Annotated in this window: 20 protein-coding genes and 1 tRNA gene; 8 read left to right on the top strand and 13 right to left on the bottom strand. The window is 74.5% G+C overall.

The window, feature by feature from the left end; translation table 11 throughout:
• Positions 1 to 15: 15 nt before the first annotated feature.
• Together HDA33_RS00525 and HDA33_RS00520 are read right to left on the bottom strand one after the other, a co-directional pair.
• Positions 16 to 1,767, bottom strand: coding sequence for an AMP-binding protein (locus HDA33_RS00525; RefSeq protein ID WP_184169774.1), 1,752 nt, complete (start codon positions 1,765 to 1,767; stop codon positions 16 to 18).
• A 439-nt stretch (positions 1,768 to 2,206) separates the two neighbouring features.
• Positions 2,207 to 2,288: transfer RNA gene (locus HDA33_RS00520), tRNA-Tyr, on the bottom strand.
• A 213-nt stretch (positions 2,289 to 2,501) separates the two neighbouring features.
• Between HDA33_RS00520 and HDA33_RS00515 the strand changes: the two genes are divergently transcribed.
• Positions 2,502 to 2,990 (top strand): YajQ family cyclic di-GMP-binding protein, encoded by a 489-nt coding sequence (locus HDA33_RS00515; protein WP_184169771.1) that lies wholly within the window; start codon positions 2,502 to 2,504, stop codon positions 2,988 to 2,990.
• 37 nt (positions 2,991 to 3,027) lie between these two features.
• Positions 3,028 to 3,531 (top strand): hypothetical protein, encoded by a 504-nt coding sequence (locus HDA33_RS00510; RefSeq protein ID WP_184169768.1) that lies wholly within the window; start codon positions 3,028 to 3,030, stop codon positions 3,529 to 3,531.
• A gap of 101 nt (positions 3,532 to 3,632) precedes the next feature.
• Here HDA33_RS00510 and HDA33_RS00505 read toward each other — a convergent pair whose 3' ends face one another.
• Together HDA33_RS00505 and HDA33_RS00500 are read right to left on the bottom strand one after the other, a co-directional pair.
• Positions 3,633 to 4,928 (bottom strand): MFS transporter, encoded by a 1,296-nt coding sequence (locus HDA33_RS00505; RefSeq protein ID WP_184169765.1) that lies wholly within the window; start codon positions 4,926 to 4,928, stop codon positions 3,633 to 3,635.
• Positions 4,929 to 5,031: 103 nt separating this feature from the next.
• Positions 5,032 to 6,450, bottom strand: coding sequence for an FAD-dependent oxidoreductase (locus HDA33_RS00500; protein ID WP_184169762.1), 1,419 nt, complete (start codon positions 6,448 to 6,450; stop codon positions 5,032 to 5,034).
• A 175-nt stretch (positions 6,451 to 6,625) separates the two neighbouring features.
• Here HDA33_RS00500 and rarD point away from each other — a divergent pair, with 175 nt between their 5' ends.
• From rarD to HDA33_RS00485, 3 genes are read left to right on the top strand one after another with little or no spacing between them, the layout of a single operon-like run.
• Positions 6,626 to 7,645 carry an EamA family transporter RarD gene (rarD, locus tag HDA33_RS00495; RefSeq protein WP_184169759.1) on the top strand — a complete coding sequence of 340 codons (1,020 nt, stop codon included), beginning with the start codon at positions 6,626 to 6,628 and terminating at the stop codon, positions 7,643 to 7,645.
• Between the two features lie 9 nt (positions 7,646 to 7,654).
• Positions 7,655 to 8,149 (top strand): hypothetical protein, encoded by a 495-nt coding sequence (locus tag HDA33_RS00490; RefSeq protein ID WP_184169756.1) that lies wholly within the window; start codon positions 7,655 to 7,657, stop codon positions 8,147 to 8,149.
• Positions 8,146 to 8,643 (top strand): HIT family protein, encoded by a 498-nt coding sequence (locus HDA33_RS00485; protein ID WP_017488933.1) that lies wholly within the window; start codon positions 8,146 to 8,148, stop codon positions 8,641 to 8,643. The genes HDA33_RS00490 and HDA33_RS00485 overlap by 4 nt, the downstream gene beginning before the upstream one ends.
• Before the next feature lie 67 nt (positions 8,644 to 8,710).
• Here HDA33_RS00485 and HDA33_RS00480 read toward each other — a convergent pair whose 3' ends face one another.
• The 5 genes from HDA33_RS00480 to HDA33_RS00460 form a co-directional block, all read right to left on the bottom strand.
• Complete coding sequence (locus HDA33_RS00480) at positions 8,711 to 9,775, bottom strand: polyprenyl synthetase family protein (protein ID WP_184169753.1); 1,065 nt, start codon at positions 9,773 to 9,775, stop codon at positions 8,711 to 8,713.
• Entirely contained in the window at positions 9,772 to 11,175 is a 1,404-nt protein-coding gene (locus tag HDA33_RS00475; protein WP_338104208.1) for a geranylgeranyl reductase family protein, read from the bottom strand. Before HDA33_RS00475 ends, HDA33_RS00480 begins: the two co-directional genes overlap by 4 nt.
• The gene (gene menD, locus HDA33_RS00470; RefSeq protein WP_184169750.1) at positions 11,172 to 13,097 is read right to left on the bottom strand and encodes a 2-succinyl-5-enolpyruvyl-6-hydroxy-3-cyclohexene-1-carboxylate synthase; all 1,926 of its coding nucleotides are present in this window, start codon (positions 13,095 to 13,097) and stop codon (positions 11,172 to 11,174) included. The genes HDA33_RS00475 and menD overlap by 4 nt, the downstream gene beginning before the upstream one ends.
• Before the next feature lie 192 nt (positions 13,098 to 13,289).
• A complete protein-coding gene (locus HDA33_RS00465; RefSeq protein ID WP_184169747.1) occupies positions 13,290 to 15,416 on the bottom strand; it encodes a PhoX family protein in 2,127 nt (708 codons plus the stop codon).
• Positions 15,417 to 15,628: 212 nt separating this feature from the next.
• Complete coding sequence (locus tag HDA33_RS00460) at positions 15,629 to 16,771, bottom strand: o-succinylbenzoate synthase (protein ID WP_184169744.1); 1,143 nt, start codon at positions 16,769 to 16,771, stop codon at positions 15,629 to 15,631.
• Positions 16,772 to 17,059: 288 nt separating this feature from the next.
• Here HDA33_RS00460 and HDA33_RS00455 point away from each other — a divergent pair, with 288 nt between their 5' ends.
• Positions 17,060 to 17,920 (top strand): phosphatase PAP2 family protein, encoded by an 861-nt coding sequence (locus HDA33_RS00455; protein ID WP_184169741.1) that lies wholly within the window; start codon positions 17,060 to 17,062, stop codon positions 17,918 to 17,920.
• A 65-nt stretch (positions 17,921 to 17,985) separates the two neighbouring features.
• Here HDA33_RS00455 and HDA33_RS00450 read toward each other — a convergent pair whose 3' ends face one another.
• From HDA33_RS00450 to HDA33_RS00440, 3 genes are read right to left on the bottom strand one after another with little or no spacing between them, the layout of a single operon-like run.
• A complete protein-coding gene (locus HDA33_RS00450) occupies positions 17,986 to 19,524 on the bottom strand; it encodes a dihydrolipoamide acetyltransferase family protein (RefSeq protein WP_184169739.1) in 1,539 nt (512 codons plus the stop codon).
• Entirely contained in the window at positions 19,521 to 20,570 is a 1,050-nt protein-coding gene (locus tag HDA33_RS00445; RefSeq protein ID WP_184169736.1) for an alpha-ketoacid dehydrogenase subunit beta, read from the bottom strand. Before HDA33_RS00445 ends, HDA33_RS00450 begins: the two co-directional genes overlap by 4 nt.
• A 2-nt stretch (positions 20,571 to 20,572) precedes the next feature.
• Positions 20,573 to 21,775, bottom strand: coding sequence for a thiamine pyrophosphate-dependent enzyme (locus HDA33_RS00440; RefSeq protein ID WP_184169733.1), 1,203 nt, complete (start codon positions 21,773 to 21,775; stop codon positions 20,573 to 20,575).
• A gap of 188 nt (positions 21,776 to 21,963) precedes the next feature.
• On the opposite strand from HDA33_RS00440, the gene HDA33_RS00435 reads away from it, so the two are divergent.
• A complete protein-coding gene (locus HDA33_RS00435) occupies positions 21,964 to 22,437 on the top strand; it encodes an Lrp/AsnC family transcriptional regulator (RefSeq protein ID WP_158494190.1) in 474 nt (157 codons plus the stop codon).
• A 52-nt stretch (positions 22,438 to 22,489) separates the two neighbouring features.
• Here HDA33_RS00435 and HDA33_RS00430 read toward each other — a convergent pair whose 3' ends face one another.
• Positions 22,490 to 23,797, bottom strand: a complete 1,308-nt coding sequence (locus HDA33_RS00430) for an MFS transporter (RefSeq protein WP_184169730.1) — start codon at positions 23,795 to 23,797, stop codon at positions 22,490 to 22,492.
• A 62-nt stretch (positions 23,798 to 23,859) separates the two neighbouring features.
• Between HDA33_RS00430 and HDA33_RS00425 the strand changes: the two genes are divergently transcribed.
• Positions 23,860 to 25,362, top strand: a complete 1,503-nt coding sequence (locus tag HDA33_RS00425) for an NCS2 family permease (RefSeq protein ID WP_184169727.1) — start codon at positions 23,860 to 23,862, stop codon at positions 25,360 to 25,362.
• The last annotated feature ends 152 nt before the right edge of the window (positions 25,363 to 25,514 follow it).

The raw sequence follows: 25,514 nt of genomic DNA, 5'->3' as shown, positions 1-25,514 counted from the left end.
GGCCTCCCCGTCCGGTCAGTCCCGGTCGCCGCCCGCCACGAGCTTCGCGCCCTCGGCGCGCAGCTCCACCTTGCGCACCTTGCCGGAGACGGTCATGGGGAACGCGTCGAGCACCCGCACGTGGGCGGGGATCTTGAAGTGGGCGATCTTCCCCTCGCAGAAGGCGCGCACGTCCTCGGGGGTGAGGGGCCGCGTCCCGTCCTTCATGATCAGGCAGGCCATGAGCTGCTCGCCGTAGCGCTCGTCCGGCACGCCCACCACCTGCACGTCCTGGATGTCCGGGTGCGTATAGAGGAACTCCTCCACCTCGCGGGGGGAGATGTTCTCCCCGCCACGGATCACGAGGTCCTTGATGCGGCCCTCGATGCGCACGGAGCCGTCCTCGTCCATGGAGGCCAGGTCGCCGGAGTGCATCCAGCCCTCGGCGTCGAGCACCTCGGCGGTCTTCTCCTCGTCGTTCCAGTAGCCGCGCATCACCGAGTAACCGCGCGTGCACAGCTCGCCGGTGGAGCCGCGGGGCACGACCTCCCCGGAGACCGGGTCCACGATCTTCGTCTCCACGTGCGGCATGGTGCGGCCCACGGTCTGCGTGCGCACTTCGAGGGAGTCGTCCCGGCGGGTCATCGTGGACACCGGCGCGGTCTCGGTCATGCCGTAGCAGATGGCCACCTCGGCCATGTGGAAGCGGTCGATCACCCGGCGCATCACCTCCACGGGGCAGGTGGAGCCGGCCATGACGCCGGTGCGCAGGGTGGACAGGTCCAGCTCGTCCGCCTCGGGGCGGGCGAGCATGGCGATGAACATGGCGGGCACGCCGTAGAGGCTGGTGGCCCGGGTGGCGGCCGCGGCCCGCAGCGTGGCCACCGGCTCGAAGCCGCGGGCCGGGATCACGCAGAGCGAGCCGTGCGAGACGGCCGCGATCACACCGATCACCATGCCGAAGCAGTGGAAGAAGGGCACCGGGATCACCACGGTGTCCCCCTGCGTGTACCCCAGCAGCTCGCCGATGTGGAAGCCGTTGTTCAGCACGTTGCGGTGGGTCAGGGTCACGCCCTTGGGGAACCCGGTGGTGCCGGAGGTGTACTGCAGGTTCACCGGGTCCTCCGGCGAGACGGCGGACTCGCGGGCGGCCAGCTCCTCGTCCGAGACCCGCTCGGCGCCGGCGAGGAAGGCGCTCCAGGTGCCCTCGGAGACGGGGGTGGGCTCCGGCCGGCAGTCCAGCACGCCGTCCACCGCGTGGGCGTAGGACTCGGCCGTGACCGGGCCGGCGGTCGGCAGGATGATCAGCTGGCGCAGCTCGGGGCACCCGCCGCAGGCGACGTCCCGGGCGATGTCGGGACGGTCCTGGTGGGCGTCGGCCGGGGCCACCACCAGCCCGCGCATGCCGCACTGCTCCACCACGTAGGTGAGCTCGTGCGCCCGGTACGCCGGGTTGAGGTTCACGAGGATCACGCCGGCGCGGGCGGCGCCGTAGAGCAGCGAGGTCCACTCGGCCACGTTGGGGCTCCACAGCCCGATCCGGTCCCCCGGCTCGTAGCCGGCCGCCATGAGGGCCTTGGCCACCGTCACGGATTCCTCGCGCAGCTGCTCGTAGGTCCAGGAGCGGCCGGTGGCCGGGTCCCCGTCCGGGCCGCACTCGACGACGGCGGGCCGCGCGCCGGAGCGGCGGGCGGCGTCGTCGAGGTTCTGGGCGAGCGTCTGCTCGAGCATCGGGACGTCGGAGGGTCCTCGGGTGGAGGACTCCTGGACGGAGGGGGACGGGGTCATCCTGGGCACTCCTCGCGCGGGCGGCGCGGCGTCGCACGACGCCGCCGGTCAGGTCCGCCTCCCGCCGCGGGCCGCCTCGGACCCCCCGGAGGTGACGTGGACCACGTGCAGGCTACGTCCTCGCCCCGGTCGGCGTCACCCCGCGTCGCCGCCAGCGGCCGGCCGTGACGCGCCGCCGCCCCGCCCCCGATCGGCCCGGCGTCGCGGCCCCACCCCCGCCGGATCGACGGAATCGGCTCGGACCGACGGAACGGCCGTCGATCCGAGCCGATTCCGTCGATCTGGAGGTTGCGGCCCGGTCCGGTCCCACCACCGCGGCGGGCGACGCGGGCCGGAGACGCGGACGCCCCGGAGTGCGGAGGGCCGGAGACGCCACAAGACCCCGGAGACAGCGAAAGACCCCGGGACCGTCTCCGGTCCCGGGGTCTTCCGACTCCCGTGGCAGATGAGGGATTCGAACCCCCGTAGGCAATGCCAGCTGATTTACAGTCAGCCCCCTTTGGCCGCTCGGGTAATCTGCCGGGCGCTTTCGCGGCTGTCCACGTGAATCACGTGGCGCACCGCTCGGGCGAGAGTCGACTGTACAGCATCCCCGCGGCACGCCGCCAATCGCCCCGCGACCGCGAGCGCCCGCCCCGGTAGGGTGAACCCCGAGAGAGCCCGTGCCGCCGCCCCACCCCGGGCGGCACCGACCGGGCCCGTCCCGCATCCCGAGACCGTGAAGGAGACCAGCCGTGGCCAGCGATTCCACGTTCGACGTCGTCAGCAAGGTGGACAGCCAGGAGGTGTCCAACGCCCTGAACCAGGCGCAGAAGGAGATCGCCCAGCGCTACGACTTCAAGGGCGTCGGCGCCGAGATCGACTTCTCCGGCGAGAAGATCCTCATGAAGGCCTCCTCCGAGGAGCGCGTGAAGGCGGTCAAGGACGTCTTCGAGTCCAAGCTCGTCAAGCGCGGCATCTCCCTGAAGTCGCTCGACGCCGGCGCCCCGTTCGCTTCCGGCAAGGAGTACCGGATCGAGGCCTCCATGAAGGAGGGCATCGACCAGCCGACCGCCAAGAAGATCACCAAGCTGATCCGCGACGAGGGCCCCAAGTCCGTCAAGGCGCAGATCCAGGGCGACGAGCTGCGCGTCTCCTCGAAGTCCCGCGACGACCTGCAGCAGGTCATCACGATGCTCAAGGACTTCGAGGACGCCGACCTGCAGTTCGTCAACTTCCGCTGATCCACCCGCACCCTTCCCGAGCCGACGAGGAGTCCGCATGCTCTACCTGATCGATCCCCGCGGGGCCGTGTGGTCCGCCGACGCCACCATCGGCCAGGCCCGGGCGCGGGCCCGCGTGGACGGCCGGCCGATCGACGACCTCAAGTTCACCCGCGCCGCCATGCTCCTCACCCTGGACGACTACGTGGACCTCGCCCTGCGCCACGGCGTGGAAGCCCCCCGCGGGATCCTGCTGGACCACGGCTTCGTGGCCCAGGCGCTGGCCCCGGCGAACCTGAAGGCACAGCGCGCCAACCAGGATGCGATGGCCGAGCAGCTCCTGCCCGTGGAGCGGCGCACCGAGGACGCCGGCTCCCTGCGCGGGCACCGGCACGACGCCGCGTACGAGGCCGCCCACCAGGACCTCGACCGGCGCATCAAGAAGGCCGAGGAGACGGCCCGCGAGACCCTGCAGAAGACCCCGGACGAGGACCTCATCCGCCACTGGCGTCGCCTCGGCGGGGACGTGCCAGCCACGATCGAGGCCGACCGCAAGGACTGACCGCGGGTTGCCGCGCCGCAGCACCCCGCCGGCACACCGCGCACACCGGGCCCCGCGCACCCCGAGCCCCGCGCCCCTCAGGGCGCGGGGCTCGGTGCGTCTCAGGGCGTGGGGCTGCGCGCGTCGTACTTCAGGAACTCCGGCTGACGGCGCATCAGCAGGCTCACGCCGAGCACGCACGCCAGCCCGCCCAGCAGCAGGGTCAGCCCCTCCCCCACGGCCACGGACGCGCCGCCGGTGAGCAGCTCGCCCACGCGGGGCCCGCCGGCCACGACCACCACGAACACGCCCTGCAGGCGCCCGCGCAGGTGGTCCGGGGTGGCGGACTGCAGGATGGTGGTGCGGAAGACGCCGGAGATCGAGTCCGCGGCCCCGCCCACGGCCAGGCACAGCGCCGCGGCCACGAACGCCCCGGTGAGCCGGGGGTCGCCGTCGGGCAGCCCCTGCGCCCACCACACCACACCGCCGAACGCCGCCACGGAGGCGCCCCACACGAGGATCGAGATGTACACGCCCCAGCCCTGGGCGTGCAGGCGCGTGAACGGGCCGGAGAACAGGCCCGCCAGGAAGGCGCCGGCCGCCATCGCGGCCAGCAGCACCCCGACGGCGGCCTCGCCCCCGCCGAGGACCATGCCGCCCACGGCGGGCAGCAGGGCGCGGGGGAACGCCGTCGCCATGGCCACGATGTCCGCGAGGAAGGTCATGCGCAGGTTGGGCCGGGAGCCCAGGAACCGCAGCCCCTCCACCACGGAGCGCACGCCGATGCGGCCGGTGGGCGCGGCCTCGCCCTCGGCGCGCTGCGGGGGCAGGGACGGCAGCCGCCACACGGCGTAGAGGGCGGCGAGGAACGTGACGACGTCGATCGAGTACGTCCACGCGTAGCCCACCGAGGCCACGAGCACGCCGCCGAGCACGGGCCCGGCCATCATGGCCACGGAGAACGTCATCATGTTCAGGGCGTTCGCGGCCGGCACCAGCTTCAGGCCCACGAGGGCGGGGATGATCGCCCCGCGCGTGGGCTGGTTGATGCCGGAGGCGCCCGAGTGCAGGGCCACGAGCGCGTAGAGCAGGGGCACCGACTCGATGCCGGCCCACGCGTGCGCGGCGATGCCCACGGTGGTCAGCCACATCACGGCCGAGGAGGCCAGGGCCACGGTGCGGCGGTCGTGCCGGTCCGCCACGGCCCCGCCGTACAGGCCGGCCACCACCAGGGGCACGAGCGCCGCCAGACCGAGCAGGCCGACCGCGAACGAGGAGCCCGTCAGGGCGAACACCTCGAGCGAGACCGCCACGAGCGTGAGCTGCGTGCCCACGAAGGAGAGCGTGTTGCCCACCCACAGCCGCCGGTAGGCGGGCGAGACCTTCAGCGGGGTCAGGTCGACGAGGAGGCGGGCCACCGACGGAAGCCTAGCCCCGCCCCCGCCCGCCCCGCGCCGCGCCGGGACGACGACGGCGCGCACCCTCGCCGGGGTGCGCGCCGTCATCGTGGGGCGGGGCCGCTCAGGCGGTGGGGGCCCAGGCGCCCTCGCGGGAGATCCGCGTCATCTCCTCGCGGTCCACGACCTTCACGCGCTCGCGCTCGACCGGGCCGGCCTCCGTGGCCTGCTCGCCGAGCGACTTCTCGTGCGCGTCCAGGGCCTGCCAGCCCTCCCACGTGGTGAACGGGACCTCACGGGACTCGAGCAGCTCGATCACGGACTCCTCCGAGGGCTCCTGCGCGGTCCACAGCCCCGGCTCGTCCTCGATGAGGTGCTTGATGGTCTCGAGGGAGTCACCCTTGGTGTGACCGATCAGGCCCACGGGGCCGCGCTTGATCCAGCCGGAGGCGTAGAGGCCGGGCACGGGGGCGCCGTCGGCGTCGAGCACCCGGCCCTCGTCGTTGGGCACCACGCCGCGGGCGGCGTCGAACTCCACACCGTCCAGGGGCGAGCCGAAGTAGCCCACCGCGCGGTAGACGGCCTGCACCGGATAGTCCACGGTCTCGTCCGTGGGGCGCACGCCGCCGGCGCCGTCCAGCTCCATGCGGCGCATGCGCAGCCCGTCCACGCGGCCGTCCCCGTCCGCGTCGAGGAACTCCTCGGGGGCCTGGAGGAAATGCAGATGCAGCCGGCGGGACGCGGACTGCTCGCGGTCCTCCTGCTCCATGAGCCAGTTCGTCAGGGTGCCCACCATGGTGCGGACCTGGTTGCTCTCCTCGATCGCCTTCTCCGAGGCCTCATCGAAGTCGAAGTCCTCCTCGTACAGCACGATGTCCACATCCCGCGAGTGCGCCAGCTCGCGCAGCTCCAGCGGGGTGAACTTCACCTGGGCGGGGCCGCGGCGGCCGAACACGTGCACGTCCGTAACCGGGGAGGCGGCGAGGTCGCGGTACACGTTGTCCGGGATCTCGGTGGGCAGCAGATCCTCGGCATGCTTGGACAGGATCCGGGCCACATCCAGGGCCACGTTGCCGTTGCCGATGACGGCCACCTGGGTGGCGTCCAGCGGCCAGTGCCGCGGCACGTCCGGGTGCCCGTCATACCAGGAGGCGAAGTCGGCGCCACCGTAGGAGCCGGCGAGCTCGACGCCGGGCACGTCCAGCCGCGCGTCGCGCACCGCCCCGGTGGAGAACACGATCGCGTCGTAGTGCCGACGCAGGTCCGCCAGGCTCAGATCCGTGCCGTAGTCCACGTTGCCGAGGAAGCGGATGTCCCCGCGGTCCATCACCTTGTGCAGGGCGTTGACGATGCCCTTGATGCGCGGATGGTCCGGGGCCACCCCGTAGCGGATCAGACCGAACGGGGCCGGGTAGCGGTCGAACAGGTCGATGCTGACGCGGAAGTCCCGCTCCTCCTTGGTCAGGATGTCCGCCGTGTACACCCCGGCGGGTCCGGCGCCGATGATGGCGATGCGCAGCGGGCGGTCAGGGCGTTCGGTCACGGCGGTCAGTTCCTTCACGACGACGGCGGGGCGCGCCGGGAGGCCGCGGCGGGTTCGCGGCGGCGCGTCGGCGCGCGGGGATCGACCTCCCAGTCTACCGGCGCAACTGGGCGCGACCTGGGTGAGAGTGCTCACCCGGGACGCACCGGCCCCCACCGGTGAGGACTGGCCTACAGTGGCCCGCGTGAGCCCATCCCCCGCCTCGCGCCGCCCCGGCGTGCCCCCCGACGCCGCCGCCCCGGACACCGGTGCCCTGCCGGCAGTCTCCCCGGCCCCGGCCAACGACCCGCGCGGGCTGGCGCTGGGCTTCACCGCCTACTTCCTGTGGGGGCTGCTTCCCCTGTACATGGCGCGGCTCGCGCCCGCCGGCGCGGTGGAGATCGTGGTGGTGCGCGTCGGCTTCGCCCTCGTGTTCTGCCTCGTGCTGCTCGCGCTCATGCGCCGCCTGCGGGAGCTGCGCACCTCCCTGGCCACGCCGGCCCGCTGGGGCGCCACCGCGCTGGCCGCCGGGTTCATCGGGACGAACTGGCTGCTCTACGCCGTCTCCGTGACCACCGGCAACGTGCTGCAGGCGTCGCTCGGCTACTTCATGAACCCGCTGGTCAACGTTCTGCTGGGCGTGCTGTTCCTCGGCGAGCGGCTGCGCCGCGGCCAATGGGCCGCCGTCGGGATCGCCGTGGCGGCCGTCGTCGTGATGTCCGTGGCCATGGGGCAGGTGCCGTGGATCGCGCTGGGGCTGGCCTTCTCCTTCGGGCTGTACGGGTTCGTGAAGAAGCGGTTCCCCACGCCCGTGCACGCGGTGACCACCATGACCGCCGAGACCGTGGTGCTCCTGCCCGCCTTCGCCGTGGGCATGGTGTGGCTCGGCCAGGCCGGGCTGCTCACCACGTTCACCGAGGGGCCCGCGCACTTCTGGCTCATGGCCGGGCTCGGCGTGCTCACCGCGGTGCCGCTGATCCTCTTCTCCGCCGCGGCGAAGTCCCTCACCCTCACCACGCTCGGCATGCTCCAGTACACGGCGCCGATCCTGCAGTTCATCGTGGCCGTCACCGTGCTCGGCGAGCAGATGCCCGTCGCGCGCTGGGCCGGATTCGGGCTGATCTGGGTCTCGCTGCTCGTGTTCACCCTGGACCAGGTGCGGGCGTCCCGCCTGCACCGTCGGGCGGCCCGGGCCGGTCACGGCGCGCGAGCCTAGACTGGCCGCATGCCCGCTAAGCCCCCCGCACCCGTGCACCTGCCCGCCTTCCAGCGCCTCGTCCCGGACCTGCTCGGGGACGCGTGGGCCGAGGACGACGGCCTGTCCCCCGCCGACGTCGAGGCCCGCCTGGGCCAGTCCCCCGCCGCCGGGCAGCTCGGCGCCGGCTTCATGGTCCCCGCCGCCCTGCGCGAGTTCTACCTGGCCTTGGGCAACTGCGGCGACCTCATGGAGACCGACCACTACGTGTGGGACCCCGAGGACCTCGAGGTGCGCGACGGCTTCCTGATGTTCCTCGAGGACGCCGAGGAGACCGTGGTGTGGGGCCTGCCCGTGGACAACCTGGCCCTGCCGGACCCGCTCGTGTGGCGCCGCTCCTCCGGCGCCGAGGCCGAGGAGGGCGACTGGCAGGACGAGGGCGGCACCTTCAGCGAGTTCATCACGGACCTGCTCGCCTGGACGTTCGAGGACCCGGAGGACGACGGCGGACGTGACGAGCGATGAGCGGGCCCCGGCTGCGCTCCCACGCCCCCGAGGGCTACGTCTGCCCTTTCTGCGGGCTCGTGGCCGGCGACGTCTCGGACCCCGGGAACCGGTGCGAGCTCGCGGACACCGTGTACCAGGACGAGGACCTGCTCGTGCTGATCGCGGTGGACGGCTTCGGCGACCACGAGGGCCACGCCATGGTGTGCCCGGCCGGCCACTACGAGAACCTCTACGAGCTGCCCCCGCGCGTGCTGCAGCGCATCGCGCTGATGGCCCGCGAGGTGGCGCTGGCCATGAAGCGGGCCTGGTCCCCGGACGGGGTCTCCACGCGCCAGCACAACGAGCCGGCCGGCAACCAGCACGTGTGGCACTACCACCTGCACGTGTTCCCCCGCTTCGAGGGCGACCTGCTCTACCGGCAGCTGCGCCACCCGGTCTCGCCCGAGGTGCGCGCGCTCAAGGCCCGGGAGCTCGCCGCCGAGCTCGACCCGGCCCCGACCTTCCTGGATTGAGGTCCGCTCCACCGAGCGGGGCGCGGACGGCCGCGCGGCGATGCACCGCCCGCGGCCGAGCGGCGGCTCAGGCCGACCGCTCGACCACGTAGTCGGCGAACCCCTCGAGGGAGGTCTTCACCACCGAGTCCGGCAGCGGGGCGAGCGCCTGCTTGGCGTCGTCGACCCAGGCCCGGGTGACGGCCCACGCCTCGTCGATGGCCGGGTGCGCCGTGAGCGCCGCGACCGCGGCGGCCAGCTGCTCGTCCGTGTCCAGGGGGCCGTCCACGAGGGCGCGCACGCGGCGGGCCTCCTGCGCGTCCGGGCCCTCGCCGGCCGCGGCGCGGTCGAGCAGGAGCGTGGTGAGGGTGGGCACGCGCTCGCGCAGGTCCGTGCCCGGGGTCTTGCCGATCTGCTCGGCGGTGCCGGTGAGGTCGATGAGGTCGTCCGCCAGCTGGAAGGCCAGGCCGACCTTCTCGCCGTAGGCGCTCATCACCTGCACGGCCTCCTCGTCCGCCCCGCCCAGCAGCGCGCCGAGCATGCCGGCGGCGGCGATCAGGGAGCCGGTCTTGCCCGCGAGCACCCGGTAGTAGTGCTCCACGGGGTCGGCGCCCTCGTCGGGGCCCTGCGTCTCCCAGAGCTGACCCTGCACGAGCCGCTCGAAGGTGTCCGCCTGGATGCGCACGGGCCGCATGCCCAGCTCGGACATGAGCTGGGAGGCGCGCGCGAAGATCAGGTCGCCGGCCAGGATGGCGGCGGAGTTGCCCCACAGGCGGTGCGCGGCGGGGGCGCCGCGGCGCACCGGGGCCTCGTCCATCACGTCGTCGTGGTACAGCGTGGCCAGGTGCGTGAGCTCCATGACGACGGCGGCCTGGCGCACCTGGGCGTTCACGTCCGCGACCTCGCCGGAGGCCAGGGCCGGGTCCCCCAGGAGGGAGGCGAGCACCGTGAGCACGGGGCGCACGCGCTTGCCGCCGGCGGCCAGCAGGTGGTGGGCGGCGGTGTCCGAGAACAGGTCCTCGAAGCTGACGGCGCGGTCCAGCTGCTCCTCGACCTGCTCGAGCCCGGTCAGCACGACCTCCAGGACACGGCCGTGCTCGGCGAGAGGCTCGAAGCCGGAGGGCAGGGCGAAGCCGGGGTCTGCGGTGCTCACCGGGCAAGCCTACCCAACGGCGCGGAGTCCGCGGTGGTCAGCGCCGGTGTGATCGCCTCGAGCACGCGGACCGCGCGGTCCACGGCGTCGCCGCGCTCCGGGTCCACCGTGTTGCCCATGACCTTGACCACCGCGCGCAGCAGCGGCGGGACGGCCATGCCGGCGCCCAGCGAGGCCCGCATCACGCGGGGATCGCCGATCAGCCGGGCGAACCGGGCGCCCAGGGCGAAGTGCCGGCCCCACAGGTGCTGCGTGATCACCGGGTACCGGGAGAGGACCGCGTCCGCCGCGGCGTCGGACCCGGCGGCGTGCGCCTGCACGGCCAGGTCCGCGGCGATCCGGGCCGCCTCCATGGCGAAGCCGATGCCCTCGCCGTTGAACGGGGAGACCATGCCGGCGGCGTCGCCCACCAGCAGCATGCCGGGCACGTGCTGCGGGGTGCGGTTGAACGCCATGGGCAGGGCGGCGCCGAGGATCTTCGAGACGCGGGTCTGCTCCGAGATCCCCCAGTCCGGGGTGAGCGCCCCGGACCAGGACTTCAGCAGCCCCCGGTAGTCCAACTTCCCGAACTGCGGGGAGGTGTCCAGGATGCCCAGGCCCACGTTCACGGTGCCGTCCGCGAGCGGGAACAGCCAGCCGTAGCCGGGCAGCGGGCGGCCCTGCGCGTCCGGCAGGCGCAGCCAGGACTCCATCCACTCGCCCCGGTCCCCCGGCGGGGCCGGGACGGCACCGTCCGCGGCGGGCCCGGCCGTGTAGTACGCGCGCACGGCCACGCCCATGGGGCGGTCCTCGCGGCGGTGGATGCCGGCGGAGACCGCGGCGCGCGCGGAGACCCCGTCGCAGGAGAGCACCACGGGCGCCTCGAAGCGCGCCGTCTCCCCCGTCTTGCGGCCGTTCGGCGCGATCAGCTCGGCGTCCAGCCCGCACACCCGGCCGGCGTCGTCCCGCACCACGGAGGTGACGGCGTGCCGCTCGCGGACCTCGGCGCCGCGCTCCCGGGCGAGGTCCGCCAGGAGGGCGTCGAAGTCCCGCCGCGTGCGGGTGAGCGCGTAGTCGGGCCAGCTGCGGGTCTCGGGCCAGGGCACGTCCACGGACCGCTCCCCCGCGCGCAGCCGCAGGCCGCGGATCACCTGCCAGCCGCCGTCGTCGCCCGGCTCGCCGCGATGCGGCACGCCGAGCAGCTGCAGCTCGCGCACGGCCTGCGGGGTCAGCCCGTCGCCGCAGACCTTCTCGCGCGGGTGCGCGGTCTTCTCCAGCACCACCACGTCCAGCCCGGCCGCGGCGAGGTGCGCGGCCGCAGTGGCCCCGGCGGGGCCGCCGCCGGAGATCAGCACGTCCGCCCGGCGCACCACGGGCGGCGGGGCGGACTCGGACGGGGACGACGACGGCGCGGCGGTCACTGCGGGGCCTCCTCGGCGGCGGGGTCGGCGGGTGCGGGGTCGGTGTCTGCGGGAGCGGAGTCGGCGGCCGCGGGGAAGGTGGCGCGGACGGCCTCGGCGAGGGCCGCGGCGACGCGCGGGCGGTCGGCCCGCGAGCAGCGCACCTCCACGATCCGACGGCCGCGCACGGGGTCGGCGAGGCAGTGGATGAGCCCCACGCGGTCCGACACGGCCACGTGCGGGATGCCGTAGGCGGCGGCCAGCGCCGCCACGTCCACGCCGTGCGGGGTGGCGAAGAGCCGCTCCACGGGGGCGGCCAGGCCCGGCACCGCGGCCACGGCCCCGTGCTCGAGGCCGGCGAAGATCGCGCCGCCGTCGTCGTTGACGATCACCAGCTCGAGGTCCGGCTCCACCTCGGTGGGGCCGACGAGCAGGCCGCCGACGTCGTGCAGCGCCGTGAGGTCCCCGAGCAGGGCGACGGTGCGCATCCCCCGCGCCAGGGCCACGCCCGCGGCGGTGGAGACCGTCCCGTCGATCCCGGCCAGGCCGCGGTTGGCGTACACCTCCGCGTCCGGGGCGGTCGGCGGACGCCAGGTGAGGTCCACGTCCCGGATCACCGAGGAGGAGCCGAGCACCAGCGGGCCGCGGGTGACCGCGGCACCCACCTGCGCCACCGACTGCGGGCTCAGCCCGTGGCGGAGGTCCTCGGCGACGAGCACGTCCTCCACGGCGGCCTGGGCCCGCATCGACGCCCGCTGCCAGGCCGAGAGCCACCCGGCCTCGCCGTGGCCGGCGAAGTCGGCGAGCTCCTCCAGCGTCTCGATCGGCCGCTCGCGGCGGCGCCCCGGCTCGAACCACGGCGCCGGCTCGGGCGCGAACAGGACGGTCTCCACGTCCTCGCGGGCCAGCAGCGCGGTGACCGGACGGGTGAGCGTGGGACGGCCGAACAGCACCACGCGCTCGATGCGCCTGGCCAGCGGGTGGGAGTCCGGCCCGCGGCCGCCCGCCGAGCCCAGCAGCAGCGGGTAGGCGGCGATCGCGTCCACGGAGAAGCGCGCGTTCGAGGACGGCTCCGCCAGCAGCGGCAGGCCCAGGGCGAGCGCGAACGCCGCCGCGACCGGACCGGCCCCGTGGCACGCGAGCACCACGGTGCGCCGCTGCGTCAGGCGGGCGACGTCCAGCTCCGGGAAGCCCGAGAGCAGGGCCCCCGGCGCCTGGTAGGCGGAGTGCACGGCCGCCTCGGACGCGGGGTCGGCCGGAGACTGCGGAGCGGACTGACGCGCCGAGCCCATCGCCGCGGCCTCGTCCGGGGCCGGCACGAGCGGGGCCCTGAACTGCAGGTTCAGGTGCACGGGCCCCGCCGGGGCCTCCCCCACGGTGACCGGACCGGGCTCGGGGACGTGGCCGCCGTCGTCGTGCCCGGCGCCGTCCGCGACCACGCCGTCCGCGGCCAGCAGCGCGCGGTGCACCATGGCCCCCACCGCGCGCAGGTGGGCGTCCGCGTCCCGGCCCGCGGGCGCGTCGCAGCCGATGGAGGCGGCGTGGCGCACATGCAGCGCGAACACGCCCTCCTGGGAGGTGGTCTGGTTGGCGCCCGTGCCATGCAGCTCGGTCGGGCGGTCCGCGGTCAGCGCGATCACTCGGGTGCCCGCGTGGAAGGACTCCATCAGGGCCGGCAGCAGGTTCCCGACGGCGGTGCCCGAGGTGGTCAGCACGCCCACCGGGCGGCCCGAGGCCAGGGAGAGCCCGTGGGCCAGGAAGCCGGCCGAGCGCTCGTCCACCCGCACGTGCAGCCGCACCGCGCCGGCGCGCTCCCGCTCCGCGAGCGCGTAGGCCAGCGGGGCCGAGCGGGAGCCGGGGCAGACCACCGCGTCTCGCATGCCGGCCTCGATCAGGGCGTCGGCCACGGCACGGGCGACGAAGAGGGAGTCGACGGAGGTCATGGTGGCCACCAGTCTAGGCCGGGGCGCGTGAGGGGTGCGCGCCCGGTGCGGCGGGGGCGCCACGTCGGGCGCACGGTGCGCACCGCCTGTGACGGCCTCGCGGCGGGAGGACGCGAGCTGTCCTGCATCCGGCCGCTCTGAGACGCGGAATCGCCCTCAGAGCGGCACGGTGCAGGACAGTTCGGTCCAGGATCAGGCCTTCGGGCCCTTGCCCTTGCCGCCCTTGTTCCCCTTGCCCTTGTTGCCCTTGTCCTTGCCGGAGCCCTTGCCGACGCCGTTGTTCCCGGTCACGTCGAACACCTGGACCACGGACGGACGCGGGGCGGCCACCTTGTCGCCCACCTGCACGGGGCCGGCCGGGTCCAGGTAGTCCGGGAAGTAGGACGTGTGCGCGCCCCACATGCCGTTCTCGCCGGGGTGCTGGACGTTCACGAACACCGAGTTGTCGCGGTCGTGGACCACGGGGCCGCAGGTCTCGGCGTCGCGGGGCACGGAGAGGAACTGCTCCACGCGGCCGCGCTCCGGGCCGTCCAGGGTCACCTTGTGCAGGGCGTCGCCGAAGCCGATGGTGCCGGGCTGGCCGTCCGTGGAGATCCAGAGGTTGCCCGCGGAGTCGAACGCCACGTTGTCCGGGCAGGAGATGGGCGAGACCTTCTCCTGGGGGAAGCCCGAGAAGTACACGGAGGAGGACACGGCCGGGTCGCCGGCGAGCAGCAGGATGACCCAGTCGAAGCGGGTGGAGGCGTGGTCGCCGCCGCGCTCGGTGAGCTCGATGACGTGGCCGTCGCGGTTGCCCACCACGGGGTTGGCCTCGTCCACCGCGGTGCGGCGGGTGTTGTTGGTCAGCGCCATGTAGACCTTGCCGTTGACCGGGTTGGTCTCCACGTCCTCCGGGCGGTCCATCTTGGTGGCGCCCATCTTGTCCGCGGCGAGGCGGGTGTAGACGAGGACCTCGGCCACGGACATGCCGGGCACGAAGGACTTCCTGTCCGTGGTCAGGGCGATCCACTCGCCCGAGCCGTCGAACTCGCCGTCCGAGGGCAGGGTGCCGCGGCCGTCGATCTCGGACGCCGGGGAGTCGCCGGTGAACCGGGCCACGTACAGGGTGCCCTCGTCCAGCAGGGTCATGTTGTGCTTCTTGTCCCCCTCGACGACCTTCTCGGCCGAGACGAACTTGTAGAGGTAGTCGTGGCGCTCGTCGTCGCCGGAGTAGACCACGGCCTGGCCCGAGGGCGCGACGACGGCGGTGCCGGCCTCGTGCTTGAAGCGGCCCAGCAGGGTGCGCTTCACCGGGGTGGACGTGGGGTCCTCCGGGTCGATCTCCACGATCCAGCCGAAGCGGTTGGCCTCGTTCTCGTAGCCCGGCGCGGTGAGGTCGAAGCGGTCGTGGACCTCCTCCCAGCGGCGCTCCGTGCTCCCGGTGCCGATGCCGTAGCGCTTCTCCTCCGCGGTGCCGCGGCCCTTGAAGTACTGGTTGAAGTTCTCCTCGCCCGAGAGCACGGTGCCCCAGGGGGTGGTGCCGCCGGCGCAGTTGTTCAGGGTGCCCAGCACGCGGGTGCCGGTGGGGTCCTCGACGGTCTTCAGCAGCGCGTGCCCGGCGGCGGGGCCGGTGACCGTGAAGGGGGTGGTGCCGGTGATGCGGCGGTTGCGGCGGCCGCCGCGGACGTACTCCCACTTGGCACCCTGCTTGGCGCGCTTGAGGTCCACGATGGACAGGCCGTGCGCCTCGATGGCGGCGTCCACGACGTCCGTGAAGTTCGAGGCGATGTACGCCGGCGGGAACATGATGTATTCGTTCGTGTACTCGTGGTTGGACACGAGGTAGCCGGAGCGGTCGTTCCCGCCGTCCGAGATGATGTTCAGGTAGTCGTTGTTGTAGCCGAACTGCCCGGCCTGCGAGGCGCCGGTCTGGTGCAGGATGTCGAACTCCTCGGAGTCCGCGAAGAGGGGGTCGCCCCAGCGGATCACGGTGCCCCAGTCGTAGCCCTCGGGCACGGTGACGGTGTCCACGGTGCGCGGCACCGGCGCGATCGCCCGGTAGTCCAGCTTGCCGCCGCCGCGCGGGGCCGCGCCGTTGTCCGCGAGCGCCTCGGGGGCCTGGGCCACCTGCGCGCCGATGACGACGGCGGCCGCCAGGCCGCCGCCCACGCCGAGGGCCGCGCGCCGCGAGATCGCGGTCTCGGCGATCTCCTGGAACGTGGTGTTGGCCGAGGTGTTCGGCATGGGGTGCGAGCAGGCGTTGCCGCACTTCAGGGCGCAGGTGACGGCGGAGCGGTTGCCGCGGGTGTGGCCGGCCATGGGCAGGAGGCGCTTGAGCATGAGGAGTCCTTCTCGACGCGGGGAGTGATCCGGTCCGCGCAGCGCGCCCGACGGGCGGGGCGGACCCGGGCCACACTGTGGCCCGCCATTCGATCGGTCCGCTGGCCCGCAGGTGAACCGCCGGGGAACACTCGGCGCCCGCCGGATTTCGTCCCGCCGCCGTGCCCTATTGGCCCCGGCTGTGCCCGACCTCAGCCCCTGCCGTCGTCCCGTCAGCGGCCGCCGGCGGCGAGGACGGCGTGCGCCGCGGCCACCCGGTCCCGCCACCACGCGTGGGTGCGCTCGTCCGCGCGGACCCGGCCGAGCAGCGCCGGGTCCGGCTCGGGGGCCCGCTCCCCCGGCGCCTCCAGGACGCCCTGCCGCGGCGTCCAGGCCGGGGCGACGACGTCGTCGTCGAACAGCGCCGCCGTGCCGAGCCCGCACGCGTGCGGCAGCGCGGGCAGGTGCGCGGCCAGGGCGGCGCCGCCGGCGATGCCCACCGACGTGTCCAGCGCAGAGGAGACCACCGCCGGCAGGCCCGCGGCCGCCACGATCGCCGCGGCCCGGCGCACCCCGCCGAGGGGCTGGACCTTCACCACGATGAGGTCCGCCGCGCCCGCCGCCGCCACCGCCAGCGGGTCCTCGGCCTTGCGCACCGCCTCGTCTGCGGCGATGGGCGTGGAGACGCCGCGCGCCCGCAGCTCCCGACGCACCCGGGCCAGCTTCTTGATGCCGGGCACGGGCTGCTCGGCGTACTCGAGGCCGACGTCGGCCAGCTCGGCGAGCATCGCGATCGCCTCGGCCGGCGTCCAGCCGGCGTTCGCGTCGATCCGCACGTGCGCGTCGGGCAGCAGCTCCCGGACGCGGCGCACGCGGGCGAGGTCCGCGGAGTGGGAGCCGGGGACGAGGCCGCCGCCGGGACGGTGCTCGGCGACCTTCACCTTGACCGCCGTGATGCCCTCCCCGTAGCGGGCGAGCACGGACTCGACCGCGTCCGCCTCCACCGCGGGGACCGTGGCGTTCACCGGGACGACGTCCCGCACCGGCGCTGGCCAGCCCTGCCAGCCGGCCTCGATCGCCGCGGCCAGCCAGGCGGACGACTCGGCCGGCCCGTACTCGGGGAACGGGGAGAACTCGGCCCAGCCGGCCGGGCCGCGCAGCAGCAGGGCCTGGCGGGCGTCCGTGCCGCGGAAGCGCACGCGCATCGGCAGGGTGACCGCGACGGCGTCCGCCAGCAGGTCCTCGACGCTCGGCAGCGCGGGCCCGCCCGGCGCGCCGGGCAGCGGGGGCAGGGCGGCGGTGCGGGCGGGGGCGGAGGCGGAGGGGTGCGCGGGGTCGGAGGGGTGCGCGGGGTCGGAGGGGTGCGCGGGGTTCATGCGGCCAGTCTAGGAACCCCCACCCCTCACGCTTTCGTGCGGGAAACGGGAGCCTCCCCCACGCTTTCGTGTGGGAAACGGGGACCGTGCCCGCCGTCGTCGTGCCCGCCTCCCGTTTCCCACACGAAAGCGGCCCCCGAGCTTCCCGTTTCCCACACGAAAACGACCCCCAAGCCTCCCGTTTCCCGCACGAAAGAGGCTCCCGTTTCCCACACGAAAGGTGACGGGCGGGGTCGTGGCTCTCCCGCGGACGGACGCGGGGGCGGGCGGTGCGGGACAATGGTCGCCATGCCCCGCACCGCCCGCCCTCCGCTCCGCGTCCCCTCGTGGCCGTGGTGGGCCGCGCTGGCCGCGTGCGTGGCCGGCGTCGTGCTGCTCTACGCCGCCCTGGTGTGGTCCTCGGCCGGGCAGGTCCTGGAGTACCAGGTGTTCCGCGCCGTGGAGGAGCGCTACGCGGACACCGTGCCGGACCTGGCCTCCCGCGTGGTGCGCCTGCTGCCGCTGACGCTCGCCGCCGGCGTCGCCCTGGCCTCCCTCGGCGCGCTCGCCGTGCCCCGCTGGCGACGACGCGGCATGCTCGCCCTGGCCGCCCTGATCGGCGCCAACCTGACCACGCAGTTGCTCAAGGCGGTGCTGCCGCGGCCCGAGCACGCCGCCGGCGTCCCCTTCTCCGGCGGCAACTCGCTGCCCTCGGGGCACATGACCCTCGCCGCCGGCGCCGCCGTGGCCGCGCTGCTGCTGGTGCCCGCCCGCTGGCGGCCCGTCACGGCCGTCCTCGGCACCGCGGTCAGCGCGCTCACCGGCGCGGTCGCCTACACCGAGGCCTGGCATCGCCCCTCGGACATGGCCGCGGCCGCCCTCGTGGCCGCCGGCTGGGGCCTGCTCGCCGTGCCGCTGGCCCTGCACGAGGACGGCCCCCGGCCCGCGCCGCGCGGCGCCCGGGCCGCGGAGATCGGCATGTGGACCGTGGGCGCCGTCGGGATGGCCGCCGGGCTCGTGCTGCTGTGGCTGACGCTGGAGGCGCCGGCGGCGGCCGGGGCGAGTCCGCACCCGGCGGCCGAGCCGGCCGGGATCCTGCTCAGCGCCGCCCCGGTGGTGCTGTGCTGGGGCGCCCTCGCCACGGCGTTCCGCCGCAGCCGCACCGCATGATCGCCGCCCGGCGCGCGAACGGCCCCCGCATCGGGTGATGCGGGGGCCGTTCCGGCGGGCTCGGATCAGATCCGGGCGAGCGCCGACTGCGGGTCGTTGAGGCAGTCCGCCACGAAGGTGAGGAACGCGCTCGCGGTGGCGCCGTCGGTGACGCGGTGGTCGAAGGTCACGGTCATCTCGGTGACCTTGCGGACCACGATCTCCCCGTCCACGACCCACGGGCGGTCGATGATCCGCCCGATGCCGAGCATGCCCACCTCGGGCACGTTGATGATCGGCGTGGCGCCGTCCGTGCCCAGCGGCCCGTAGTTGTTCAGGGTGAACGTGCCGCGGGTGAGCTCGGCCGGGGCGGCCTTGCCCTCGCGGGCGCGGGTCACGGTCTCGTTGATCGCGGCGGTCAGCTCGTCCGCGGAGAGGCGCTCGGCGTGCTCCACGGAGGGCACCATGAGGCCGCGGTCGGTCTGCACGGCCAGGCCGAGGTGGACGCCGTCGACCTCCACGATCTCGTCCTTGCCGTCCGCGCCGGCCTCGATGCGCGCGTTCATCACCGGGTACCGGCGCAGGCCGGCGAGGGTGAAGCGGGCGATGAGGCCGAGCAGGCTCGGCGCGTTCTCCGCGTCCTTGGCCTTGAGGGCGGCGCGCAGCTCCAGGAGGGCCGTGACGTCCACGTCCAGCCACGCCGTGACCTCGGGGACCTCGCGGCGCGAGCGGGAGAGCTGGTCGGCGATCACCTTGCGCACGCCCGAGATCGGGGTGCGGGCGACGACGGCCAGGCCGGTCCGCGCGTCGGCGGACCCGGCGCCGACGGTGCTCGCGGCACCGGCGGTCGCGGCCGGCTGGGCGGCGGGGGCCGCCGCGGCCTGCGGGGCGTCGCCGCCCTGCGCCGCGGAGAGCACGTCCGCGCGGGTGATCAGGCCGTCGGGGCCGGTGCCGGTGAGGGCGGCGACGTCGACGCCCTGCTCGCGGGCGAGCTTGCGCACGATCGGGCTGGTCACGCGCGGGGCGCGGGCCTGCCCGGCCTGCTCTCCCTGCCCGGACGCCGCGCCGGCGGACGCGCCGGAGCCGCCGGCCGTCGTCGTGTCGGCGCCGCGGCGGCCGCGCTTGGACGGGCGCGTGCGGGACTTCGCCGAGTGGCCGGAGGTGCCGTAGCCGATGAGCACGGCGCCGGAGGCCTCCTCGTCGGAGCCGGCCACGTCGCCGTCGCCGCCGCGGGCCTTGTCCGGCTTCGGCTGGACGCCGGCCATCTCCTCCTCGCGGTAGCTCAGCGCGCCGGGGCGGTCGGCCTCGGCCGCGTCCTCGCCGGTGGCCGGCGGGACGGCCTGGGCCTCGGTGCCGGCCACGGGGGCGGAGCCCTCGCCGGACTCGCCGGCGGCGCCCACGGTGATCAGCGGGCGGCCGACCTCCATGGTCTGGCCCTCGGCTCCGTGCAGGGTGAGCACGGTGCCGGCGTACGGGCTGGGCACCTCCACGAGGGCCTTGGCGGTCTCCACCTCGACGATGGGCTGGTCGACGACGACCTCGTCGCCCTCGGCCACGAGCCAGCGGACGATGTCCGCCTCGGTCAGGCCCTCGCCCAGGTCGGGCAGCAGGAAGGTGTTGCTCATGCGCGGGCCTCCTCGGCGTCCAGGTCCCAGTTCAGGTCGTCGATCGCGTCCAGGATGCGGTCGATGTTCGGCAGGTGGTGCTCCTCGAGCTTCGGCGCGGGGAACGGGATGTCGAAACCGGTCACGCGGCCCACGGGGGCGGCCAGCGAGTGGAAGCAGCGCTGCTGGATCCGGGCCACCAGCTCGGAGGCCACGGACGCGAAGCCCTGGGGCTCGGCGACGACGACGGCGCGGCCGGTCTTGGAGACCGAGGCGGCCATGGTGTCCTCGTCCAGCGGGTTCACGGTGCGCAGGTCCACGACCTCGACCGAGAGGCCCTCCTCCTCGGCCGCGCGGGCGGCGGCGAGGCAGGTGGGCACGGAGGGGCCGTAGGAGACGAGGGTGACGTCGGAGCCCTCGCGGACGACGGCGGCGCGCGCCCAGGCCTCCCCGTGCTCCTTCTTCTCCTCGACGCGGCCCCAGCGCTCCTCGAACTCGGCGCGCAGGTCCTCGAGGTCCAGCTCGGCCTTGGTCCAGTACATCTTCTTGGGCTCCATGAAGACGACCGGGTCGTCCAGGCGGATGGCCGCCCGCAGCATCATGTAGGCGTCCTTCACCGACGCCGGGGTGTACACCTTCAGGCCCGGGGTGTGCGCGTAGTAGGACTCGGAGGAGTCGCAGTGGTGCTCGACGCCGCCGATGCCGCCGCCGTAGGGGATGCGGATGGTCATGGGCATCGGGGTGGCGCCCTTGGTGCGGTTGCGCATCTTGGCCACGTGCGAGGCGATCTGCTCGAACGCCGGGTAGGCGAACGCGTCGAACTGCATCTCGATCACGGGACGCGCCCCGCCGAGGGCCATGCCCACGGCCATGCCGGCGATGCCGGACTCGGCCAGGGGGGTGTCGAAGCAGCGCTCCTCGCCGAAGCGCTTGGTCAGCCCGTCCGTGATGCGGAAGACGCCGCCCAGGGTGCCGACGTCCTCGCCGAACACCACCACCATGTCGTCGGCGGCCATCTCGTCGGCCAGCGCCGCGTTGAGCGCGGCGGCGAAGGTCAGGGTCGCCATGCTCAGGCCTCCTGGTTCTCGGAACGGGACAGCTCCTCGGCCAGCTGCGCGCGCTGGGCGGCGAGCTGCGGGGTCTGCACGGAGTAGACGTGGTCGAACAGCTCGAGCGGATCGAGCTCCGCCTCGGCGTTCATGGCGTCGCGCAGGTCCTTCGCGACGTCCTCGGCGGCCTGGGCGATCTCCGCGGAGACCTCCTCGGTGAGGGCGCCGGTGGACTCGAGGTAGGCGGTCATGCGGCGCAGCGGGTCGCGCGCCTCCCACTCCTGCACCTCGGCGTCCTCGCGGTAGCGCGTCGGGTCGTCGGTGTTGGTGTGGGCCTGCATGCGGTAGGTGTCCGCCTCCACGAGGAAGGGGCCCTGGCCCTGGCGGCACAGGTCCACGGCGCGGCCGAGCACGGCCAGCAGGGCGCCGAGGTCGTTGCCGTCCACGCGCTCGCCGGCCAGGCCGTAGCCGACGGCCTTGTGGGCCAGCGAGGGGGCGGCCGACTGCTTGGCGAACGGCACGGAGATGGCGAACTTGTTGTTCTGCACGAAGAAGATCACCGGCAGCTTGAACACGGCCGCGAAGTTCAGCGCCTCGTGGAAGTCGCCCTCGGAGGTGCCGCCGTCGCCGACCATGGCCAGGCACACGACCTCCTCGCCGCGCAGGCGGGCGGCCTTGGCCATGCCGACGGCGTGCAGCAGCTGGGTGGTCAGCGGGGTGGACTGGACGGAGACGTGGTGCTCGTTGGGGTCGTAGCCCTGATGCCAGGTGCCCTGGTAGGAGACCATGACCTCGAGCGGGGGCACGCCGCGGGCGATCACGGCCACGGTGTCCCGGTAGGTGGGGAAGAGCCAGTCCTGCTTGCCGAGGCACACGGCGGCGGCGACCTCGGAGGCCTCCTGGCCGTGCGAGGAGGGGTAGACGGCCATGCGGCCCTGGCGCACGAGGGCGTAGGCCTGGTCGTTGACGCGGCGGCCGATCACGAGGTGGCGGTAGGCCGTCAGGAGCTCGTCGTCCGAGGGCAGCGGGTACTCGTGGCCGGGCTCGGCGCCCTGCTCCTCGGGGGACAGCAGCGTGCCGTCCTCGCCGATCAGCTGGATGCGCCGGGTGGCGGGCAGCAGGTACTCCTCGAGGGAGATGCCGAAGGCGGCGCCGGCGTTCGGACGGGCCTCGGCCTGATCGGTCCGGGCCGAGCCGGACACGGCGGGGGTGGGGTCGCTCACGTTGGGTCCTCTCGATCTGTGAAGATCAGTGTGCCGACTTCGGGCAATGTGTCGCGCCCTCGCGCGGCACCATCAGACGTTCCGGGTGCTTTTCGCTCCCGACGTGGACATCCTGCTACTGTGATCGTTGCCACGTGGACGGTCCGCCGCCCCGCGGCCCGAGCCGCTCCCCGTCCCCAGGAGGACCCATGCCCACCGAGGCCCTGGACCGCGTGGACCGTGCGATCGTCCGCGCGCTGACGCAGGACGGGCGCATGTCCGTGGCGGCGCTGGCCGAGCGCGTGCACATCTCCCGCGCGCACTGCTACTCGCGCCTGAACCGCCTGCAGGACGCCGGCGTCATCACGGGGTTCACGGTACGCGTGGATCCCGTGAAGGTGGGCTTCGGCGCGTCCGCCCACGTGACTCTCAAGCTGCGCCAGCACAACTGGCGCGAGCTGCGCGCCACCCTGCTGGCCATCCCCGAGGTCTGGCACGTCTCCCTGGTGGGCGGCAACGTGGACGTGATCCTGCTCGTGCGCGCCCGGGACACCGCGGACCTGCGGCGCGTGATCTTCGACGAGCTGCAGACCCTGCCCGGCGTCGTCGACACGCAGACGTACATGGTGTTCGACGACCACGCCTCCGGCCAGACCCTGCCCCCGGAGGACCCGGCCGCCTGATCGGCGCCGGCGGGCCGCGGCGGGGCCGGTCGCCGCGTCGTCCCCGGACGCCTCAGCGACCGCGGACGACGACGGGCGGCGGGTCCGCCACCGCCCCCGGCCGGCGGGGCAGCACCCCGGCGAACACCGCCGCGCCGACCGCGCACACCGCGGCCAGGGAACCCACGCCCACAGCCAGCCCCGCCGCCGCCGTCACCCCGGAGAGCAGCAGCGGGCCGGCGAGCATCCCGGCGTCGGACATCGAGCGCCACATCCCGAGGAACTGCGCCCGCGCGTTCGGCGGCGAGTAGTCGGCCCCGAGGGTCATCACGATGCCCGCGCCGAACCCGTTGCCGATGCCCAGCAGCACGGTCGCCGCGGCGAACGCGGCCGGGTCCCGGGTCAGGCTCACCGCGAGGAAGCCCGCGCCGAGCACGGCCAGGCAGGGCACCGCGACCGCGCGCCGCCCATGCCGGTCCATCAGCCGGCCCGCCGGGTAGAAGAGCAGCAGGTCCACGGCGCCGGCCAGGCCGAACACGAGGGACGCGCTCGCGGCGTCCATCCCCAGGTGCATGGCCCACAGCGGGATCACCGCGTTGCGCGCCGCCCGGGCGGCCGAGACCGCCACCACGCCGAAGCCCGCCGTCAGCAGCACCCCGCGCCGGGCCCGGGCCACGTCCGCCACGCGGGGCCGGTCGGCCGGGACGGGCTGCGCCCCAGGATCCGCGCCCGGGGCGGCCGCGCCGGAGGCGGGCAGGTCCCGGATCCGCAGGCACAGCAGGGCGCCGGCCGCCATGGCCGCCGTGGCCGCGGCGAACGCCCCGTCCAGGCCCATCGCCGCCTGCACGGCCGCGCCCAGGAACGGGCCGAGGAACACGCCGATCCGGATGGTGCCCCCGAGCGTGGACATCGCCCGGGCCCGATGGCTCGGCGGCACCGCCACCGCCAGGTACGCCTGCCGGGCCAGGTTGAAGCCGGACCCGGCCATGCCCACGGCGAGCACCGCCGTCAGGTAGAGGGCGAGCCGGCCCGGCTCCACCACGCCCTCGCGCCCCGGCGAGGAGGACAGGCCCACCGTCGTCGCCCAGGCCAGGGCGGCGCCGGCGGTGCCGAGGAACGCGGAGACCACGATGGTCACCCGCTCCCCCGCCCGGGCGGCGAGCGCGGAGGCGGGCGCGTTGGCCACCAGGGAGCCCAGGCCCACGAGCACCACGACGGCGGCCGCCCGGGCCGCGTCCAGCCCCAGGGCCAGCGCGGCCACCGCGAGCGCGGGCGTCATGGCGCCCAGGCCCACCGCGTAGACGGTGGAGGGGGCGTAGATCTGCACCGCGCCCCGCAGGGCCTGCCGGGTGCCGGCGGCGGAGGCGGAGCGGCGGGACATGTCCGCGAGCGTAGTCGCGACGCGCGCACGCCGCCGTCCCCGCCGGTCACTACCCTTGTCCCATGGCCTCTCGCACCGCCTCCGCACAACCCCCGTCCACCCCCCGTCCGGCCCCCTCCTCCGGCACCCCCCGCGGCGCCCTGGACCGGTACTTCCGCATCACGGAGCGCGGCTCCTCGGTGGCGCAGGAGTTCCGCGGCGGCCTCGCCACGTTCCTGGCCATGAGCTACATCGTGGTGCTCAACCCGCTGATCCTCTCCGGCCCGGACTCCGCCGGGAACACGCTGGGCATCCCGGCCGTGGCCGCGGTCACCGCGCTGGTGGCCGGCGTCATGACCATCCTCATGGGCGTGTGGGCGCGCCACCCGTTCGCGGTAGCGGCCGGCCTGGGCGTCTCCGCGTTCGTGTCCATCACCATCGCCACCACCCCGGGCCTCACCTGGCCCCAGCTCATGGGCCTGGTGACCCTCTCCGGCCTCGTCATGCTCCTGCTCGTGGTCACCGGCTTCCGCCGCGCGGTGTTCGACGCCGTCCCGGAGGCCCTGAAGTCCGGCATCGTGGTGGGCATCGGCCTGTTCATCGCGCTGATCGGCCTGGTCAACGCCGGCTTCGTGCGCCGCCTGCCGGACGCCGCCCAGACCACCGTCCCCGTGGGCCTGGGCACCGGCGGCGAGCTCGAGGGCTGGCCCGTGCTCGTGTTCGTGGTGGGCCTGCTGCTCACCGCCGTCCTCGTGATCCGCAAGGTGCGCGGGGCCATCCTCATCGGCATCGTGGCGGCCACGATCGTGGCGAACATCCTCGAGGCCGTGTTCCACATCGGCCCCTCCGTGGACGCCGCCGGCCAGCCGAACCCCACCGGCTGGTCCCTCATCGCCCCGTCCCTGCCCGACTGGGCCGCCCCGGACCTCTCGCTGCTGGGCAGCGTGGACCTGTTCGGCGCGTTCGCCTCCGTGGGCCCCCTGATGGCCTCGCTGCTCGTGTTCGCGATCCTGCTCTCCGTGTTCTTCGACGCCATGGGCGTCTCCGTGGGCCTGGCCCGCGAGGCCGGCAACGTCAACCCAGACGGCTCCATCCCGGACCTGAACCGGGTGCTCGCCGCGGACGCGCTCGCGGTGACCGTGGGCGGCGGCGCCTCGGGCTCGGCCAACCAGATCTTCGTGGAGTCCGGCACCGGCATCGGCGAGGGCGCCCGCACGGGCCTGGCCTCCGTGTTCACCGGCCTGCTGTTCCTGGCCGCGATGTTCCTGTCCCCGCTGATCCACCTCGTGCCGTTCGAGGCCGTGGCCCCCGCGCTCGTGGTGGTGGGCTTCATGATGTGCCAGCACGTGGTGCAGATCGACTGGAAGGACGCGGGCGCCGCGTTCCCGGCGTTCCTCACCTTCATCCTGATGCCGTTCACGTACTCGATCGTCAACGGCATCGGCGCCGGCGTGATCGCCTACGCAGTGATCCGCACCGGCCAGGGCCGGGCCCGCGAGGTGCACCCGCTGCTGTGGTTCGTGGCGCTGGCGTTCGTGGCCTACTTCGGCATGGGCGTGGTCCGGGCGGGGCTCGGCCTGAGCTGACCCTCCCCCACCCCGTCACGACGGCGGCGCACCGGCCCGGTGCGCCGCCGTCGCCGTCTCGGGGCCCGGTGGGGGCCGCAACCCGGCGGATCTTCTCCAGCCCCGGACCCGGGCCCGGCCCCGACCAGGCCACCCCGCGTTGCGCTCACGAC

This window comes from Micrococcus endophyticus, assembly GCF_014205115.1.
In the GTDB taxonomy this organism is placed as follows: Bacteria; Actinomycetota; Actinomycetes; order Actinomycetales; family Micrococcaceae; genus Micrococcus; species Micrococcus endophyticus.
The sequence above is the reverse complement of the archived record's forward strand: the minus strand, read 5'-3'. Positions and strand labels throughout refer to the sequence as shown.